Source organism: Neisseria sp. HMSC078C12, assembly GCF_001838065.1.
Classification (GTDB): Bacteria; Pseudomonadota; Gammaproteobacteria; order Burkholderiales; family Neisseriaceae; genus Neisseria.
This window is the reverse complement of the sequence record NZ_KV835576.1, coordinates 1-15604: the sequence shown is the minus strand read 5'-3', so window position 1 is coordinate 15604 and position 15604 is coordinate 1. Positions and strand designations below refer to the sequence as shown.

The following is a 15604-nucleotide window of genomic DNA, read 5'->3' as shown; positions in this document are numbered from 1 at the left end:
ACCGTAGGTGCAGGTGTGGTTTCTTCTATCATCGCTTAAGTTTAGAGGCCAATAGCTCAATTGGTAGAGTATCGGTCTCCAAAACCGAGGGTTGGGGGTTCGAGACCCTCTTGGCCTGCCAAATAAAAAATTAACCGGCCTTGTGCCGGTTAATTTTTTTGTACTTAAGTTTTAAGATTATCTAGAATTAATTATATGGATCAATGCTGCTATCTAAAATGGATGGTGGGTGGGGCATTGATAAGTGAGTAAAGATGACAGAACATCCGTCTGGACACAAAGAAGGCCATCAGAAAAAGGAAGTGGTGGTAAGTAGTAAGCCAGCTCCTGAAAAGAAAGAAGGTCTGTTTGCATATTTTAAGAGCTCTTGGACCGAGTTCAAGAAGGTGGTTTGGCCGAGTCGGGATGAAGCGGTCAAAATGACTGTATTTGTAATTATCTTTGTTGCGATTTTGGCAGCCTTCATTTATGTGGCAGATACAATTATTTCATGGTTGTTTTTTGATGTTTTATTAAATAGGAAAGGGTAAAGATGTCAAAGCGTTGGTATGTGGTGCAGGCCTATTCCGGTTTTGAAAAAAATGTCCAGAAAACATTGAAAGAGCGTATTGCTCGTGAAAACATGGAAGATTATTTCGGTCAGATTCTTGTGCCCGTCGAGGAAGTAGTAGATATCAAGAATGGTCGAAAAACCATCAGTGAGCGTAAATTCTATCCAGGCTATGTATTGGTCGAAATGGAAATGACTGATGACTCGTGGCATTTGGTTAAGAGCACTCCTCGAGTAAATGGTTTTGTAGGCGGTAGTGGAAATCGCCCGATCCCAATTTCTCAAAAAGATGCAGATGCTATTTTGCAACAAGCTAAAACAGGTGTTGAGAAGCCAAAACCAAAAGTTGAGTTTGAAGTTGGTCAGCAAGTTCGAGTAAACGAAGGCCCATTTGCTGATTTTAACGGTATTGTTGATGAAGTTAATTACGAACGTAATAGACTGCGTGTTTCAGTTCAGATTTTTGGTCGCGAAACACCGGTTGAATTAGAGTTCGGTCAGGTTGAAAAGATTTAAGTGGTTTAATTCGCTTGAAAAATTTTTTTTAAGCGGATATAATCGCGAATTCTGTTTGGGAAGCGGAATGGTTCCGCGTTATACCCGTTTTTAGGAGTCCTTTAAGTGGCAAAGAAAATTATCGGCTACATTAAACTGCAAATTCCTGCAGGTAAAGCCAATCCATCTCCCCCAGTTGGTCCAGCCTTGGGTCAACGTGGTTTGAACATCATGGAATTCTGTAAAGCATTTAATGCTGCAACCCAAGGTATGGAACCTGGTTTGCCAATTCCAGTCGTGATTACTGCATTTGCAGATAAATCATTCACATTTGTGATGAAAACTCCACCAGCTTCTATCTTGTTGAAAAAAGCTGCTGGTCTGCAAAAAGGTAGTTCTAATCCTCTGACCAACAAAGTCGGTAAATTGACCCGTGCTCAGTTGGAAGAAATTGCTAAAACTAAAGAGCCTGATTTGACTGCTGCTGATTTGGATGCGGCTGTTCGTACTATCGCAGGTTCTGCTCGCTCAATGGGCTTGGACGTGGAGGGTGTTGTATAATGGCTAAAGTATCTAAACGCTTGAAAGCTCTTCGCTCTTCTGTTGAAGCTAATAAACTGTACACAATCGACGAAGCAATTGCTTTGGTTAAAAAAGCTGCTACCGCTAAATTTGACGAGTCTGTTGACGTATCTTTCAACTTGGGCGTTGATCCTCGTAAATCTGACCAAGTTATTCGTGGTTCAGTCGTTCTGCCTAAAGGTACCGGTAAAACAACTCGCGTAGCTGTATTTACACAAGGTGCAAATGTAGAAGCTGCTAAAGAAGCTGGTGCAGATATTGTCGGTTTTGAAGATCTGGCTGCTGAAATCAAAGCTGGTAACCTGAACTTTGACGTTGTTATTGCTTCTCCTGATGCAATGCGTATCGTTGGTCAATTGGGTACCATCTTGGGTCCTCGTGGCCTGATGCCAAATCCTAAAGTAGGTACTGTTACTCCTAACGTTGCTGAAGCAGTTAAAAATGCAAAAGCAGGTCAAGTACAATACCGTACAGATAAAGCCGGTATCGTTCACGCAACTATCGGTCGTGCTTCTTTCGCTGAAGCTGACTTGAAAGAAAACTTCAATGCGTTGCTGGATGCTATCGTTAAAGCCAAACCTGCTGCTGCTAAAGGTCAGTACCTGAAAAAAGTTGCTGTATCCAGCACCATGGGTTTGGGTGTTCGCGTTGATACTGCAAGCGTGAACAACTAAGAAATTTTCAGGTGATCCGGCTTTCTGGATTGCCTGAATTTGGGCTACTTAAAATTAAGTAGATGTCCAAGACCGTAGGGATCGTAAGATTTAATCGTAACTGCCCTACGCAGACGGTAGTCCTGAAACACATTGCAAGATTGCTTGTAAGATGTCTTTTTAGGTTACCGCGCTGGTGGGATATCATTTCGGTATCCTGTTTATAAACAGTGGGAGGTAGACCTTGAGTCTCAATATTGAAACCAAGAAAGTGGCCGTAGAGGAAATTAGCGCAGCAATTGCTAACGCTCAAACTCTCGTAGTCGCTGAATATCGCGGTATCAGTGTTTCCAGCATGACTGAGCTTCGTGCAAATGCACGTAAAGAAGGCGTTTACTTGCGCGTTCTGAAAAATACTCTGGCTCGTCGCGCAGTAGAGGGTACTTCATTCGCAGGTTTGGCCGATCAAATGGTTGGTCCATTGGTTTACGCTGCTTCTGAAGATGCTGTTGCTGCTGCTAAAGTGCTGCACCAATTCGCGAAAAAAGATGACAAAATCATCGTTAAAGCCGGTTCTTACAATGGCGAAGTGATGAATCCTGCTCAGGTTGCTGAGTTGGCTTCTATTCCAAGCCGCGAAGAGCTGTTGTCCAAACTGTTGTTCGTTATGCAAGCTCCTGTATCAGGCTTTGCACGTGGTTTGGCTGCTTTGGCAGAGAAAAAAGCTGGCGAAGAAGCCGCTTAATCGATTTTGTTTCATTTAATCAATTATTTTTTAATACAATATTTGGAGTAAAATAGCATGGCTATTACTAAAGAAGACATTTTGGAAGCCGTTGGTTCTTTGACCGTAATGGAATTGAACGACCTGGTTAAAGCTTTTGAAGAGAAATTTGGCGTTTCTGCTGCTGCTGTTGCAGTTGCAGGTCCTGCAGGTGCTGGTGCAGCTGCTGCTGAAGAAAAAACTGAATTTGACGTAGTATTGGCTTCTGCTGGTGATCAAAAAGTTGGCGTGATTAAAGTTGTCCGCGCTATCACTGGCTTGGGTCTGAAAGAAGCTAAAGACATCGTTGACGGTGCACCTAAAACTCTGAAAGAAGGTGTTTCTAAAGCTGAAGCTGAAGACATCCAAAAACAACTGGAAGAAGCCGGCGCTAAAGTCGAAATCAAATAATTTGATGCTTCCTGTGAAGGCTGGCAGTTTTCTGCCAGCCTTATTTTGCTTCTTAAAATAAGCATCAGGTATTGTTTACATTTATTTGCATAGTCTTGATAAAATCATTGCAAATAAATGTAAATATCAGGTTGATGCATGCCGTTGTTTCAGACGGCCTATTATTTAAAATTGCTTTTCGGAGTGTATATGAGCTATTCGTTTACCGAGAAAAAACGTATCCGTAAGAGTTTTGCAAAGCGAGAGAATGTCTTGGATGTTCCTTTCCTGCTGGCAACCCAAATCGATTCTTATGCGAAATTTTTGCAGCTGGAAAACGCTTTTGACCAACGTACTGATGATGGTCTGCAAGCAGCATTCAATTCTATTTTCCCGATTGTGAGCCATAATGGTTATGCACGATTGGAGTTTGTGCATTACACATTGGGCGAACCTTTGTTCGATATTCCTGAATGTCAATTGCGCGGTATTACTTATGCGGCTCCATTGCGTGCACGTATCCGTTTGGTGATTTTGGATAAAGAAGCATCTAAACCGACAGTCAAAGAAGTCCGTGAAAATGAAGTGTATATGGGCGAAATCCCATTGATGACGCCAAGTGGTTCGTTTGTCATTAACGGTACCGAACGTGTGATTGTTTCCCAGTTGCACCGTTCTCCAGGTGTGTTCTTTGAGCATGACCGTGGTAAAACTCATTCTTCCGGTAAGCTGTTGTTCTCTGCTCGCATTATTCCTTACCGTGGTTCATGGTTGGATTTCGAGTTTGATCCAAAAGATTTATTGTATTTTCGTATCGACCGTCGCCGTAAAATGCCGGTTACGATTTTGTTGAAAGCGTTGGGCTACAACAATGAGCAAATCTTGGATATTTTCTATGACAAAGAAACTTTCTATTTGTCTCCAAACGGTGTTCAAACAGATCTGGTTGCAAGCCGTCTGAAAGGCGAAACTGCCAAAGTTGATATCTTGGATAAAGAAGGCAATGTATTAGTTGCCAAAGGTAAACGTATTACTGCGAAAAATATCCGTGATATTACCAATGCGGGCTTGACTCGACTGGATGTGGAACCAGAAAGCCTGTTGGGTAAAGCATTGGCTACTGATCTGATTGATCCGGAAACCGGCGAAGTATTGGCTTCTGCTAACGATGAAATCACAGAAGAGCTGTTGGCCAAACTTGATATTAACGGCGTAAAAGAAATTACTACCCTGTATATCAATGAATTGGATCAGGGCGGTTATATTTCCAGCACTCTGCGTACAGATGAAACAGCCGACCAACAAGCTGCCCGTGTGGCAATTTACCGCATGATGCGTCCTGGCGAACCACCTACCGAAGAAGCTGTCGAGCAGCTCTTCAACCGTTTGTTCTTCAGTGAAGACAGCTATGACTTGTCTCGTGTAGGCCGTATGAAATTCAATACGCGCACATACGAGCAAAAATTGTCCGAAGCACAACAAAACTCTTGGTATGGCCGTCTGTTAAATGAGACTTTGGCCGGCGCAGCTGAAAAAGGCGGTTACGTTCTGAGCGTAGAAGACATTGTAGTTTCCATTGCCACATTGGTTGAATTGCGTAATGGTCATGGCGAAGTAGATGATATTGACCACTTGGGCAACCGTCGCGTTCGTTCCGTAGGCGAGTTGACAGAAAACCAATTCCGCAGTGGTTTGGCTCGTGTAGAACGTGCCGTTAAAGAACGTTTGAATCAAGCGGAATCTGAGAACTTGATGCCGCATGACTTGATTAATGCGAAACCTGTTTCTGCTGCGATTAAAGAATTCTTCGGTTCTAGCCAATTGAGCCAGTTTATGGATCAGACCAACCCATTGTCTGAAGTAACTCATAAACGTCGTGTATCTGCATTGGGCCCGGGTGGTTTGACTCGCGAACGTGCAGGCTTTGAGGTGCGAGACGTACATCCGACCCACTATGGCCGTGTATGTCCTATTGAAACACCTGAAGGTCCGAACATTGGTTTGATCAACTCATTGTCCGTTTATGCGCGCACCAATGATTATGGCTTCTTGGAAACACCTTATCGCCGCGTTGTTAATGGTAAGGTAACTGAAGAAATCGATTACTTGTCTGCCATCGAAGAAGGTCGCTATGTGATTGCACAGGCGAATGCTGATTTGGACAAAGACGGTAATTTGATTGGTGACTTGGTAACTTGTCGCGAAAAAGGCGAAACCATTATGGCAACGCCTGACCGTGTCCAATATATGGACGTGGCAACTGGTCAAGTGGTATCCGTAGCGGCATCCCTGATTCCATTCTTGGAGCATGATGACGCGAACCGTGCATTGATGGGTGCCAACATGCAACGTCAGGCCGTACCATGCCTGCGTCCTGAAAAACCGATGGTTGGTACGGGTATTGAGCGTTCCGTTGCCGTTGACTCTGCTACTGCAATCGTTGCCCGCCGCGGCGGTGTGGTTGAGTATGTTGATGCCAACCGTGTGGTGATTCGTGTCCATGACGATGAGGCGACTGCCGGTGAAGTGGGTGTCGATATTTACAACTTGGTTAAATTTACCCGCTCCAACCAATCTACCAACATCAACCAACGTCCGGCTGTCAAAGCAGGCGATGTTTTGCAACGCGGCGATTTGATTGCCGACGGTGCATCCACCGATTTGGGTGAATTGGCTCTAGGTCAAAACATGACCATCGCCTTTATGCCGTGGAACGGTTACAACTACGAAGACTCGATTCTGATTTCTGAAAAAGTAGCTGCAGACGACCGCTATACTTCGATTCACATTGAGGAATTGAACGTTGTTGCCCGTGATACCAAGCTGGGTGCGGAAGACATTACCCGCGATATTCCGAACTTGTCCGAACGTATGCAAAACCGTTTGGATGAATCCGGTATTGTTTACATCGGTGCGGAAGTAGAAGCCGGTGACGTCTTGGTAGGTAAAGTAACGCCTAAAGGCGAAACCCAACTGACTCCTGAAGAAAAACTGCTGCGTGCCATCTTCGGTGAAAAAGCGTCTGATGTAAAAGATACTTCATTGCGTATGCCTACCGGCATGAGCGGTACCGTTATCGACGTTCAAGTCTTTACCCGTGAAGGTATCCAACGCGACAAACGTGCTCAATCCATTATTGATTCTGAGCTGAAACGTTACCGTCAAGACTTGAGCGACCAGTTGCGTATTTTCGATAACGACGCATTTGACCGTATTGAGCGCATGATTGTCGGCCAAAAAGCCAACGGTGGTCCGATGAAGCTGGCTAAAGGCAGCGAAATTACTACTGAATATCTGGCAAGCCTGTCCAGCAAACATGATTGGTTTGACATCCGCCTGGCTGACGAAGATTTGGCCAAACAGTTGGAACTGATTAAATTGAGCCTGCAACAAAAACGCGAAGAAGCGGACGAGTTGTATGAGATCAAGAAGAAAAAACTGACCCAAGGCGACGAGCTGCAGCCGGGCGTACAAAAAATGGTAAAAGTATTTATCGCCATCAAACGCCGTCTGCAAGCCGGTGACAAAATGGCGGGCCGCCACGGTAATAAAGGTGTGGTATCACGCATTCTGCCGGTTGAAGACATGCCTTACATGGCTGACGGACGTCCGGTGGACATCGTACTGAACCCGTTGGGCGTACCTTCCCGTATGAACATTGGTCAGATTTTGGAAGTTCACTTGGGTTGGGCGGCAAAAGGTATCGGTGAGCGTATCGACCGTATGCTGAAAGAGCAACGCAAAGCCAGCGAGCTGCGCGAGTTCTTGAACAAACTCTACAATAGCAGCGGTAAGAAAGAAGATTTAGACAGCCTGACAGATGAAGAAATCATTGAATTGGCTTCTAACCTGCGCAAAGGTGCATCTTTCGCCTCTCCTGTATTCGACGGTGCGAAAGAGTCTGAAATCCGCGAAATGCTGAATTTGGCTTATCCAAGCGATGATCCTGAAGTCGAAAAATTGGGCTTCAACGACAGCAAAACCCAAATCACGCTGTATGACGGACGCTCTGGCGAACCGTTTGACCGCAAGGTAACAGTCGGTGTGATGCACTATCTGAAACTGCACCACTTGGTTGATGAAAAAATGCACGCCCGTTCTACCGGTCCGTACAGTCTGGTTACCCAACAACCTCTGGGCGGTAAAGCCCAGTTCGGTGGCCAACGTTTCGGTGAGATGGAGGTTTGGGCACTGGAAGCGTACGGTGCAGCATACACGTTGCAAGAGATGCTGACAGTGAAGTCGGACGACGTGAACGGTCGTACCAAAATGTACGAAAACATCGTCAAAGGCGAACACAAAATCGATGCCGGTATGCCTGAATCCTTCAACGTATTGGTTAAAGAGATTCGCTCACTGGGCTTGGATATCGATTTGGAACGCTACTAAACAGAAGTTTTCAGACGGCCTTTTAAGGTCGTCTGAAAAAGCGGTTTCAGAATAAGAATAAAGCAATCGGCATTTAGGCCGTCTGAAATCAAAAGTACCGTTTCCAATATCGAAAATCCGCCACGCGGTAAAAATACTTCCTTCAAGGAGCAAAAATGAATTTGTTGAACTTATTTAATCCGTTGCAAACCGCCGGCATGGAAGAAGAGTTTGATGCCATCAAAATTGGTATTGCCTCTCCCGAAACCATCCGCTCATGGTCTTATGGCGAAGTTAAAAAACCTGAAACCATTAACTACCGTACGTTCAAACCTGAGCGCGACGGTTTGTTCTGCGCCAAAATCTTTGGTCCGGTCAAAGACTATGAATGTTTGTGCGGTAAGTACAAACGCTTGAAATTTAAAGGCGTAACCTGTGAAAAATGTGGTGTAGAAGTTACCCTGTCCAAAGTGCGCCGCGAACGCATGGGCCATATCGAATTGGCTGCACCTGTTGCCCACATCTGGTTCTTAAAATCCCTGCCTTCCCGCCTGGGTATGGTATTGGACATGACGTTGCGTGATATCGAACGCGTATTGTACTTTGAAGCATTCGTGGTGACCGATCCCGGCATGACTCCGTTACAACGCCGTCAATTGCTGACTGAAGACGATTACTACAACAAGCTGGACGAATACGGCGACGACTTTGATGCCAAAATGGGTGCGGAAGGTATCCGCGAATTGCTGCGCACCTTGGATATTTCCGGCGAGATCGAGATCCTGCGTCAAGAGCTGGAATCTACCGGTTCTGACACCAAAATTAAAAAAATTGCCAAACGCTTGAAAGTGTTGGAAGCCTTCCATCGTTCCGGTATGAAACTGGAATGGATGATTATGGATGTGCTGCCGGTATTGCCGCCTGACTTGCGTCCTTTGGTTCCATTGGATGGCGGTCGTTTTGCCACTTCCGATTTGAACGATTTGTACCGTCGCGTTATCAACCGTAACAACCGTCTGAAACGTCTGTTGGAACTGCATGCGCCTGACATCATCGTCCGCAACGAAAAACGTATGTTGCAAGAAGCAGTTGACTCTCTGTTGGATAACGGCCGCCGCGGTAAAGCCATGACCGGTGCCAACAAACGTCCGCTGAAATCGTTGGCCGACATGATTAAAGGTAAAGGCGGTCGTTTCCGTCAAAACCTGCTGGGTAAACGTGTGGACTACTCCGGTCGTTCCGTGATTACCGTAGGCCCATACCTGCGTCTGCACCAATGCGGTCTGCCGAAGAAAATGGCTTTGGAACTGTTCAAACCGTTCATTTTCCATAAACTGGAAAAACAAGGTTTGGCCTCTACCGTTAAAGCAGCGAAAAAATTGGTAGAACAAGAAGTACCTGAAGTATGGGATATCTTGGAAGAAGTGATCCGCGAACATCCGATTATGCTGAACCGTGCGCCAACCCTGCACCGTTTGGGTATTCAAGCGTTCGAACCTATCCTGATCGAAGGTAAAGCGATTCAGTTGCATCCGTTGGTATGTGCCGCATTTAACGCCGACTTTGACGGTGACCAAATGGCCGTACACGTTCCATTGAGCTTGGAAGCACAAATGGAAGCGCGCACTTTGATGCTGGCTTCAAACAACGTATTGTCTCCAGCTAACGGCGAACCAATCATTGTACCTTCCCAAGACATCGTATTGGGTCTGTACTACATGACCCGCGACCGTATCAATGCCAAAGGCGAAGGCAGCCTGTTTGCCGATGTGAAAGAAGTACATCGTGCATACCATACCAAACAGGTTGAATTGGGTACGAAAATTACCGTACGCCTGCGCGAATGGGTGAAAAACGAAGCAGGTGAGTTTGAACCTGTTGTTAACCGTTACGAAACAACAGTCGGCCGCGCATTGCTGAGCGAAATTCTGCCTAAAGGCCTGCCATTTGAATACATCAACAAAGCGCTGAAGAAAAAAGAAATTTCTAAACTGATTAACGCATCATTCCGTTTGTGCGGCCTGCGTGAAACAGTTATTTTCGCCGACCACTTGATGTATACCGGTTTCGGTTTTGCGGCTAAAGGCGGTATTTCCATTGCTGTTGACGATATGGAAATTCCGAAAGAAAAAGCAGCCTTGTTGGCTGAGGCTAATGCCGAAGTTAAAGAAATTGAAGACCAATACCGTCAAGGTTTGGTGACCAACGGCGAACGTTACAACAAAGTGGTCGATATTTGGGGTCGTGCCGGCGATAAGATCGCTAAAGCGATGATGGACAACTTGTCTAAACAAAAAGTCATCGACCGTGACGGCAACGAAGTTGATCAAGAGTCCTTCAACTCTATTTACATGATGGCAGACTCTGGTGCCCGTGGTTCTGCGGCTCAGATTAAACAGTTGTCCGGTATGCGTGGTTTGATGGCCAAACCTGACGGCTCCATTATTGAAACGCCGATTACCTCCAACTTCCGCGAAGGTTTGACCGTATTGCAATACTTTATTGCGACCCACGGTGCGCGTAAAGGTTTGGCGGATACCGCGTTGAAAACGGCAAACTCCGGTTACCTGACCCGTCGTCTGGTAGACGTAACTCAAGACTTGGTCGTTGTTGAAGACGATTGCGGTACTTCAGACGGCTTTGTCATGAAAGCAGTAGTACAAGGCGGTGACGTAATTGAAGCGTTGCGCGATCGTATTTTGGGTCGTGTTACTGCATCAGATGTTGTTGATCCTTCAACAGGAGAAACATTGGTTGAGGCAGGTACACTGCTGACTGAGAAATTAGTCGATATCATTGACCAATCTGGTGTTGACGAGGTTAAAGTCCGTACGCCAATTACTTGTAAAACCCGTCATGGTTTGTGTGCACACTGTTATGGCCGCGACTTGGCACGCGGTAAACTGGTTAACGCCGGTGAGGCTGTAGGTGTCATTGCTGCACAATCTATTGGTGAACCAGGTACTCAGCTGACCATGCGTACGTTCCACATCGGTGGTGCGGCATCCCGTGCGGCTGCTGCCAGCCAAGTGGAAGCCAAATCCAATGGTACAGCTCGTTTCAGCAGCCAAATGCGTTACGTTGCCAACAACAAAGGCGAATTGGTTGTCATTGGCCGCTCTTGTGAAGTTGTGATTCACGATGAAATCGGCCGTGAGCGTGAACGCCACAAAGTACCTTACGGTGCAATCCTGTTGGTACAAGATGGAGAAGCCATTAAAGCCGGTCAAACTTTGGCAACTTGGGATCCGCATACCCGTCCGATGATTACCGAACATGCAGGTTTGGTGAAATTCGAAAACGTAGAAGAGGGTGTAACCGTTGCGAAACAGACCGATGATGTAACCGGTTTGTCCACTTTGGTGGTCATCGACGGCAAACGTCGCTCCTCCGGTGCTTCTAAACTGTTGCGTCCGACTGTCAAACTGTTGGATGAAAACGGTTTGGAAATTTGTATCCCAGGTACGACTACGCCGGTTTCTATGGCGTTCCCGGTCGGTGCAGTGATTACTGTCCGTGAAGGTCAGGAAGTCGGTAAGGGTGATGTGCTGGCGCGTATTCCTCAAGCGTCTTCTAAAACCCGCGATATTACCGGTGGTCTGCCGCGCGTTGCTGAGTTGTTTGAAGCACGCGTGCCGAAAGATGCCGGCATGTTGGCTGAAATTACCGGTACCGTTTCCTTCGGTAAAGAAACCAAAGGTAAACAGCGTCTGATTATTACCGACGTAGACGGTGTAGCATACGAAACGCTGATTTCTAAAGAGAAACAGATTTTGGTACACGACGGTCAAGTGGTAAACCGCGGTGAAACCATCGTGGACGGTGCCGTAGATCCGCACGACATTCTGCGTCTGCAAGGTATCGAAGCATTGGCTCGCTACATTGTTCAAGAGGTACAAGAGGTTTACCGCCTGCAAGGTGTGAAGATTTCCGATAAACACATCGAAGTCATCATCCGCCAAATGCTGCGCCGTGTGAACATTGTGGATGCTGGTGATACAGAGTTTATTACCGGCGAGCAAGTCGAGCGTAGCGATGTGATGCTTGCGAATGAGAAAGCCATCGCTGAAGGCAAAGAGCCGGCACGTTATGAAAATGTGTTGTTGGGTATTACCAAAGCTTCCTTGTCTACCGACAGCTTCATTTCTGCTGCATCGTTCCAAGAAACAACCCGCGTCTTGACCGAGGCCGCTATCATGGGCAAACAAGACGAGCTGCGCGGTTTGAAAGAGAACGTGATTGTTGGTCGATTGATTCCTGCCGGTACAGGTTTGACCTACCACCGCAGCCGTCACCAACAATGGCAGCAAGCCGATCAAGAAACTTCTGAAATCGAAGCTTCAGACGAATAATCCGGAAGGATTTTCGTGAAAATAAAACCGCAAGCCAGTCTTGCGGTTTTATTTTATAGAGGGCTTAAATAGGGTAGAGAGCGAGGCCGTCTGAATCTTTCAGACGACCATTGCTTCTAAAATTTAAAGATAAATAGAAAAACACTAAACTTTATCAGTCATTTGCTTGACTAAACCCTTGCAATAAAAATATAATTCCAATCTTGTCGACATGGTGTCGGCAAGTATTTAACTCAACAGGACGAGAAAATATGCCAACTATTAACCAATTGGTACGCAAAGGCCGTCAAAAGCCCGTGTACGTAAACAAAGTGCCTGCACTGGAAGCTTGCCCGCAAAAACGCGGCGTATGCACCCGTGTATACACAACTACCCCTAAAAAACCTAACTCTGCATTGCGTAAAGTATGTAAAGTTCGCCTGACCAACGGTTTTGAAGTTATTTCATACATCGGTGGTGAAGGCCACAACCTGCAAGAGCACAGCGTCGTATTGATCCGCGGCGGTCGCGTAAAAGACTTGCCAGGTGTACGTTACCACACTGTACGCGGTTCTTTGGATACTGCAGGTGTTAAAGACCGTAAACAAGCCCGTTCTAAATACGGTGCTAAGCGTCCTAAATAAGTATCGGGACTCAAATAGGCACGTCGGCCGCCTAAGCTGAACAACGGCCGAGTAAGTGAATACTTAATTGGGTATTCATGGGAATTGACCCAACTGAATAGACTAAAGGAAATTAAAATGCCAAGACGTAGAGAAGTCCCTAAGCGCGACGTACTGCCAGATCCAAAATTCGGCAGCGTTGAGCTGACTAAATTCATGAACGTATTGATGATTGACGGTAAAAAATCTGTTGCAGAGCGTATCGTTTACGGTGCTCTGGAGCAAATTGAGAAAAAAACCGGCAAAGTAGCAATCGAAGTATTTAACGAAGCCATTGCAAACGCCAAACCTATCGTGGAAGTGAAAAGCCGCCGTGTAGGTGGTGCAAACTACCAAGTTCCTGTTGAAGTTCGTCCTTCACGTCGTCTGGCCTTGGCAATGCGCTGGGTTCGCGATGCGGCCCGTAAACGTGGTGAGAAATCTATGGACCTGCGTTTGGCAGGTGAATTGATTGATGCGGCTGAAGGTCGTGGCGGTGCGTTGAAAAAACGTGAAGAAGTACACCGCATGGCTGAAGCTAACAAAGCATTCTCTCACTTCCGTTTCTAATATCGAAAGGCTAACAAAATGGCTCGTAAGACCCCTATCAGCCTGTATCGCAATATCGGTATTTCTGCCCATATTGACGCGGGTAAAACAACCACAACAGAACGTATTTTGTTCTATACAGGTTTGACTCACAAATTGGGCGAAGTGCATGACGGCGCAGCTACTACCGACTACATGGAACAAGAGCAAGAGCGTGGTATTACCATTACTTCTGCTGCTGTGACTTCTTATTGGTCCGGTATGGCGAAACAATTCCCTGAGCACCGTTTCAATATCATCGACACCCCGGGACACGTTGACTTCACCGTAGAGGTAGAGCGTTCTATGCGTGTATTGGACGGCGCAGTAATGGTTTACTGTGCAGTAGGCGGTGTTCAACCTCAATCTGAAACCGTATGGCGTCAAGCTAACAAATACCAAGTACCTCGCTTGGCATTTGTAAACAAAATGGACCGTCAAGGTGCCAACTTCTTCCGCGTTGTTGAGCAAATGAAAACCCGTTTGCGCGCAAACCCTGTACCTATCGTGATTCCGGTTGGTGCGGAAGACAGCTTCAGCGGTGTTGTTGACCTGTTGAAAATGAAATCCATCATTTGGAATGAAGCCGATAAAGGTACAACCTTTACCTATAGCGAAATTCCTGCTGAATTGGTTGAGACTGCCGAAGAATGGCGTCAAAACATGATTGAAGCCGCAGCAGAGGCCAGCGAAGAATTGATGGACAAATACTTGGGCGGTGATGAGCTGACTGAAGAAGAAATCGTAGGCGCATTGCGTCAACGTACTTTGGCTGGCGAAATTCAACCAATGTTGTGCGGTTCAGCATTTAAAAACAAAGGTGTTCAACGTATGTTGGATGCAGTTGTAGAATTGCTGCCTGCTCCTACCGATATTCCTCCAGTTCAAGGTGTTAACCCTAACACTGAAGAAGCCGACAGCCGTCAAGCCAGCGATGAAGAGAAATTCTCTGCATTAGCGTTCAAAATGTTGAACGATAAATACGTTGGTCAGTTGACTTTCATCCGCGTTTACTCTGGTGTGGTGAAATCCGGTGATACCGTATTGAACTCTGTAAAAGGCACTCGCGAACGTATCGGTCGCTTGGTACAAATGACTGCTGCAGACCGTACTGAAATTGAAGAAGTACGCGCTGGCGACATCGCAGCCGCTATCGGTCTGAAAGACGTAACCACTGGTGAGACCTTGTGTGCAGAAAGCGCACCGATCATCTTGGAACGCATGGAATTCCCTGAGCCGGTAATTCACATTGCCGTTGAGCCGAAAACCAAAGCCGACCAAGAGAAAATGGGTATTGCCCTGAACCGTCTGGCGAAAGAAGACCCTTCTTTCCGCGTTCGTACAGACGAAGAATCCGGTCAAACCATTATTTCCGGTATGGGTGAGCTGCACTTAGAAATTATTGTTGACCGTATGAAACGCGAATTCGGCGTGGAAGCAAACATCGGTGCGCCTCAAGTGGCTTACCGTGAAACCATCCGCAAAGAAGTTGAAGCTGAATACAAACACGCCAAACAATCTGGTGGTAAAGGTCAATACGGTCACGTTGTGATCAAAATGGAACCTATGGAACCAGGTGGTGCGGGTTACGAATTTATCGATGAAATTAAAGGTGGTGTGATTCCTCGCGAATTTATTCCGTCTGTCGATAAAGGTATTCGCGATACTTTGCCTAACGGTATCGTTGCCGGTTACCCAGTAGTTGACGTACGTGTACGTCTGATCTTCGGTTCTTCACACGACGTTGACTCCTCTCAACTGGCCTTCGAATTGGCTGCGTCTCAAGCCTTCAAAGAAGGTATGCGTAAAGCTAACCCAGCTCTGTTGGAACCAATCATGGCAGTTGAGGTGGAAACACCTGAAGAATACATGGGTGACGTAATGGGTGACTTGAATCGTCGCCGCGGCGTTGTATTGGGTATGGATGATGACGGTATCGGCGGTAAGAAAGTTCGTGCCGAAGTACCTCTGGCAGAAATGTTCGGTTACTCAACCGACCTGCGTTCTGCAACCCAAGGCCGTGCTACTTACTCCATGGAGTTCAAAAAATACGCTGAAGCTCCTGCTCACGTAGCTGCTGCTGTAACTGAAGCCCGTAAAGGCTAATCAGAAAAGGCCGTCTGAAACTGAAAATAAATTTTCAGACGGCCATTGTTCTTTAATCGATCTTTATATGTAAAGGAATTAGCTCATGGCTAAGGAAAAATTTGAACGTAGCAAAC

The 15604-nt window shown here is 46.3% G+C and carries 11 protein-coding genes and 1 tRNA gene; all 12 read left to right on the top strand.

The features are described from left to right. The first annotated feature begins 45 nt into the window (after window positions 1–45). A tRNA-Trp gene (locus HMPREF2596_RS00060) sits at window positions 46–121 on the top strand. Between the two features lie 133 nt (window positions 122–254). Next, window positions 255–530 (top strand): preprotein translocase subunit SecE, encoded by a 276-nt coding sequence (gene secE, locus HMPREF2596_RS00055; RefSeq protein WP_049323750.1) that lies wholly within the window; start codon window positions 255–257, stop codon window positions 528–530. Between the two features lie 2 nt (window positions 531–532). Continuing rightward, a complete protein-coding gene (gene nusG, locus HMPREF2596_RS00050; RefSeq protein ID WP_003749258.1) occupies window positions 533–1066 on the top strand; it encodes a transcription termination/antitermination protein NusG in 534 nt (177 codons plus the stop codon). A 105-nt stretch (window positions 1067–1171) separates the two neighbouring features. After that, the gene (gene rplK, locus HMPREF2596_RS00045) at window positions 1172–1606 is read left to right on the top strand and encodes a 50S ribosomal protein L11 (RefSeq protein ID WP_002220151.1); all 435 of its coding nucleotides are present in this window, start codon (window positions 1172–1174) and stop codon (window positions 1604–1606) included. Continuing rightward, window positions 1606–2301: a 50S ribosomal protein L1 gene (gene rplA / locus HMPREF2596_RS00040; RefSeq protein WP_070848785.1), complete on the top strand. Its 696-nt coding sequence runs from the start codon at window positions 1606–1608 to the stop codon at window positions 2299–2301. The genes rplK and rplA overlap by 1 nt, the downstream gene beginning before the upstream one ends. 223 nt (window positions 2302–2524) lie before the next feature. Then, the gene (rplJ, locus tag HMPREF2596_RS00035; protein WP_003680699.1) at window positions 2525–3025 is read left to right on the top strand and encodes a 50S ribosomal protein L10; all 501 of its coding nucleotides are present in this window, start codon (window positions 2525–2527) and stop codon (window positions 3023–3025) included. A 57-nt stretch (window positions 3026–3082) separates the two neighbouring features. Continuing rightward, window positions 3083–3454, top strand: a complete 372-nt coding sequence (gene rplL, locus HMPREF2596_RS00030; protein ID WP_003677916.1) for a 50S ribosomal protein L7/L12 — start codon at window positions 3083–3085, stop codon at window positions 3452–3454. 189 nt (window positions 3455–3643) lie between these two features. Continuing rightward, entirely contained in the window at window positions 3644–7822 is a 4179-nt protein-coding gene (gene rpoB / locus HMPREF2596_RS00025; protein ID WP_070848783.1) for a DNA-directed RNA polymerase subunit beta, read from the top strand. Between the two features lie 155 nt (window positions 7823–7977). Continuing rightward, entirely contained in the window at window positions 7978–12153 is a 4176-nt protein-coding gene (gene rpoC / locus HMPREF2596_RS00020) for a DNA-directed RNA polymerase subunit beta' (RefSeq protein ID WP_070848781.1), read from the top strand. A gap of 251 nt (window positions 12154–12404) precedes the next feature. Further along, on the top strand, window positions 12405–12776 hold the full coding sequence (gene rpsL / locus HMPREF2596_RS00015; RefSeq protein WP_002218431.1) for a 30S ribosomal protein S12: 372 nt from the start codon (window positions 12405–12407) through the stop codon (window positions 12774–12776). A gap of 117 nt (window positions 12777–12893) precedes the next feature. Then, complete coding sequence (gene rpsG, locus HMPREF2596_RS00010; RefSeq protein ID WP_002240962.1) at window positions 12894–13364, top strand: 30S ribosomal protein S7; 471 nt, start codon at window positions 12894–12896, stop codon at window positions 13362–13364. Window positions 13365–13382: 18 nt separating this feature from the next. Beyond that, window positions 13383–15488 (top strand): elongation factor G, encoded by a 2106-nt coding sequence (gene fusA / locus HMPREF2596_RS00005; protein WP_070848779.1) that lies wholly within the window; start codon window positions 13383–13385, stop codon window positions 15486–15488. The last annotated feature ends 116 nt before the right edge of the window (window positions 15489–15604 follow it).

What these genes read in the sequence shown, in the direction of transcription:
- secE (WP_049323750.1), top strand. Translation starts at nt 255, where the DNA reads ATGACAGAACATCCGTCTGGACACAAAGAAGGCCATCAGAAAAAGGAA.
- nusG (WP_003749258.1), top strand. Translation starts at nt 533, where the DNA reads ATGTCAAAGCGTTGGTATGTGGTGCAGGCCTATTCCGGTTTTGAAAAA.
- rplA (WP_070848785.1), top strand. Translation starts at nt 1,606, where the DNA reads ATGGCTAAAGTATCTAAACGCTTGAAAGCTCTTCGCTCTTCTGTTGAA.
- rplL (WP_003677916.1), top strand. Translation starts at nt 3,083, where the DNA reads ATGGCTATTACTAAAGAAGACATTTTGGAAGCCGTTGGTTCTTTGACC.
- rpoB (WP_070848783.1), top strand. Translation starts at nt 3,644, where the DNA reads ATGAGCTATTCGTTTACCGAGAAAAAACGTATCCGTAAGAGTTTTGCA.
- rpoC (WP_070848781.1), top strand. Translation starts at nt 7,978, where the DNA reads ATGAATTTGTTGAACTTATTTAATCCGTTGCAAACCGCCGGCATGGAA.
- rpsL (WP_002218431.1), top strand. Translation starts at nt 12,405, where the DNA reads ATGCCAACTATTAACCAATTGGTACGCAAAGGCCGTCAAAAGCCCGTG.
- rpsG (WP_002240962.1), top strand. Translation starts at nt 12,894, where the DNA reads ATGCCAAGACGTAGAGAAGTCCCTAAGCGCGACGTACTGCCAGATCCA.
- fusA (WP_070848779.1), top strand. Translation starts at nt 13,383, where the DNA reads ATGGCTCGTAAGACCCCTATCAGCCTGTATCGCAATATCGGTATTTCT.